Source organism: Microvirga tunisiensis (assembly GCF_009296175.1).
In the GTDB taxonomy this organism is placed as follows: Bacteria; Pseudomonadota; Alphaproteobacteria; order Rhizobiales; family Beijerinckiaceae; genus Microvirga; species Microvirga tunisiensis.
Genome location: NZ_VOSK01000531.1, coordinates 1 through 3144, shown reverse-complemented (window position 1 = coordinate 3144; position 3144 = coordinate 1). Strand labels below are relative to the sequence as shown.

Annotated in this window: 3 protein-coding genes and 1 other annotated feature; of the genes, 2 read left to right on the top strand and 1 reads right to left on the bottom strand. The window is 59.6% G+C overall.

The genetic code is table 11. The features are described 5' to 3' along the window. Nucleotides 1-244 (top strand): hypothetical protein (locus FS320_RS47350; RefSeq protein WP_210252246.1); only part of this gene is annotated, 244 nt, incomplete at its 5' end. 62 nt (nt 245-306) lie between these two features. Here the strand turns inward: FS320_RS47350 and FS320_RS40725 are convergent. After that, nucleotides 307-1791, bottom strand: coding sequence for a SulP family inorganic anion transporter (locus tag FS320_RS40725; protein ID WP_152718219.1), 1485 nt, complete (start codon nt 1789-1791; stop codon nt 307-309). A 68-nt stretch (nt 1792-1859) separates the two neighbouring features. Then, nucleotides 1860-1915, bottom strand: a sequence feature (sul1 is cis-regulatory element that is thought to sense ions involved in sulfur or methionine metabolism; They are found in Alphaproteobacteria). 454 nt (nt 1916-2369) lie between these two features. Between FS320_RS40725 and FS320_RS40720 the strand changes: the two genes are divergently transcribed. Continuing rightward, nucleotides 2370-3144 (top strand): acyltransferase family protein (locus tag FS320_RS40720; protein WP_152718217.1); only part of this gene is annotated, 775 nt, incomplete at its 3' end.

Genomic DNA, 3144 nt, shown 5'->3' with positions numbered 1-3144 from the left:
GGCTCATCTCGATGACGGCGACGAGCGTGCTGCTCTGCTCGAATGGGACGAGGGATCGGCTGAGATCGTCTGGCTTTGCCATGGGGCGCTCCATCGGTTCGTGACCGGCGCCAAGGATGCCATCGCTTTCGCCGGAAGCCCCATAGCATCTTCACATGAGGCGACATTCCCTGTTCTGGGTGTAGGTCCGCGGAAGGCCTGTGTGGCCCGCCCCTGCGTTCATGGAAACAAGAGCGAGGGCTAGGCGCTAAGCGGAAGCCCTCCGTGGAATTGGGCCGCGCGGGGTATACCACGCGCGGCATAGCCTCAGTGACCGAAGACCTTTTCCAGAGCTCCCGGCTCGTTGTGAACGGCCAGCTTGTCCATGATGGTCGTGCTCGCCTCGTTGAGGCCGACAACCTCGACCTCGACACCTTCGCGGCGGAACTTCAGGACAGCCCGATCTACGGCGTTGACGCCGGTCAGGTCCCAGATGTGCGCTCGGCTAACGTCGATCCGGACCCGCTTGAGGGGCTCCTTGAAGTCAAACGCCGCCATGAAGTCGTCCGCCGAGGCAAAGAAGAGCTGCCCCTCGACGAGGTAATCCCGCTCCTGGCCATCAGCGGTCAGGGTCGAGGTGACGCGGAAGATCTGTGCCACCTTCCAGGCAAAGAAGATGCCAGAGAGCAGGACTCCGACGCCGACCCCGAGAGCCAGGTTGTGCGTGCCCACGACCGTGATGACGGTCACCAGCATGACGAGGCTGGAGCGTCGAGGATGCTTGCGCAGGTCGTTGAGGGACGACCAGCTAAAGGTGCCGATTGAGACCATGATCATGATGACCACAAGGGCCGGCATCGGTATGATGCGCACGAGATCGCTCAGGACAAGGATGAGGAACAGCAGGAACCCACCGGCCACGAAGGTCGACAGCCGCCCGCGCCCGCCGGACTTCACGTTGATGACCGACTGTCCGATCATGGCGCAGCCCGCCATGCCGCCGATGAAGCCGGTGCAGAAGTTGGCAATGCCCTGGCCGATGGCCTCGCGGTTCTTGTCACTGCCGGTGTCTGTCATCTGGTCGACGATGGCGGCCGTCAACAGGCTCTCCAGCAGGCCTACGGCGGCAACGCTGACCGAGTAGGGAAGGATGATCCAGAGCGTCTCGAAGGTGAATGGGATGTCAGGCATCAGGAACACCGGCAGGCTATCCGGCAGGGCGCCAAGATCGCCTACGGTGCGCACGTCGATGTCCAGATACGCCGTGAGAGCCGTCAGGACGATGATGCACACCAGGGGCGAGGGAATGGTCCTGGTGACTCGCGGCAAGAGATAGATGATGGCGAGACCTGCGGCGATCATGGCGTAGGTCTGCCATGGCATGCCGATGAGTTCGGGCAACTGCGCCATGAAGATCATGATGGCGAGCGCATTGACGAAGCCCGTCATGACCGACCGCGACACGAAGCGCATCACGTAGCCGAGGCGGCACAGGCCCGCCAGGACTTGAATGACCCCGGCGAGGACCGTCGCGGCCAGGAGGTATTGCAGGCCGTGATCCCGCACGAGGGTGACCATCAGCACGGCGGTTGCGGCTGTTGCCGCCGAGATCATGCCCGGGCGGCCGCCGGTGATCGAGATGATCACGGCCATGGAGAAGGAGGCATAAAGCCCAACCTTCGGATCGACGCCTGCTATGATCGAGAAGCCAATCGCTTCCGGAATCAGGGCAAGGGCGACGACGATACCGGCGAGCACATCGGCCCGCACGTTGGAGAGCCAGTCACGGCGTAGGGTTTCGATAAAGGTCATTGGGTTCCAGACAGCACAGGAAAGCAGAGCCCGCATGATGGCGAGGCTGCTGAAGGGCTTGGTTGCTGGATTGTCCGGCGGATCGGCGGCCGGAAGAGCCACCCGGAGTTGCACCGGGTCCTTATTCGCTAGGAACCTTTTGCCTGTCATCGGCGGTAAGATCAAGCGGGACGGTTGCAATGCAGGGGTGCAGCGAAGCAGTACGTCGTTGGCACCGGCATGAACAATCGCGAATGCTTTGCCGCTAATCATGCCAAGAGAGCTTCTGGACAAGCCGGAGGTAACTCCCAAGGCCGGGTTGAGTTCTTCCACATAAAATTCCAGACTTCGATGTTGTGGCACAAGATATGAGCTAATGAACAGAGTCCATCTCGCCCTTCGCCGGAGACGTTCTTCTCCATAGGCTGGTTAGTCCGCAGGATTGATGTTGCTCGCCGACGCGAGACTTCCTGCGCACCTGAACCGCCGAGCGCGGTTCAATAGCCTGGGCGCAGCCACGAACACACGAACAAAGTTGCGAACATTTATCCAACCCGTAACCGCACAGTGCATGCGCACCGAGCAACAAGGTCGACTGCATGAAAAGGATTACCACTGGATCCAGCTCTCTACCTGCCTTCTCAGAAGGTCTCGCCAGCTTACGTGGACTGGCCGCAGCCGTCGTCGTTGTCTTCCACGCCCTGCTGGTATTTCGGGTGAATGACCACGACGATGTGTTCAAGCTCCCACTGAACATGGATGCTGGATGGCTCATCGCCCAGCACATTCTGATTTCGATTTTCAATGGTACTGCAGCGGTTACTCTGTTCTTTGTGTTGAGCGGAACAGTTCTGACGCTATCGCTAGCGCGGGCTGGAGATCTCCGAAGACAAGAAATTGTTGCCTTCTACATCCGACGCGCATTTCGTCTGCTTCCTCTTCTTGGCGCAGTGACTCTCGCCTCTACTTTGGCGTACTATTTATACTTTGAAGAGGTGGAGTTTGTCGAAGCAACAAGCTGGATGAATGGGTACTATAAGAGCGATCCAGGGTTGAAGGAGATCCTGCTCAATGCCGCCGGCTGGAGCCATAGCCTGAACCCCCCAGCCTGGTCGATAAGGATCGAAATCGCCGCGTCAGTGGCTTTCCCAGCTCTGTATTGGCTGGGCACCCGCACTCTGCCAGTTGTAATTACAGGTGCGCTGGTGCTGCTTATGGTGATGCTCGCCCCAGGGTTGTCAGTCGGCCATCTCGACACGTTCCTTTTTGCCTTTTATCTCGGCAGCCTGATCCCACGATGGAGCGGGGCTCCCACGCAGGTGTTCCTCCGTCTTCGTGCCCCTGCACGGGTCGTCATTACCTGCATGGTTCTTG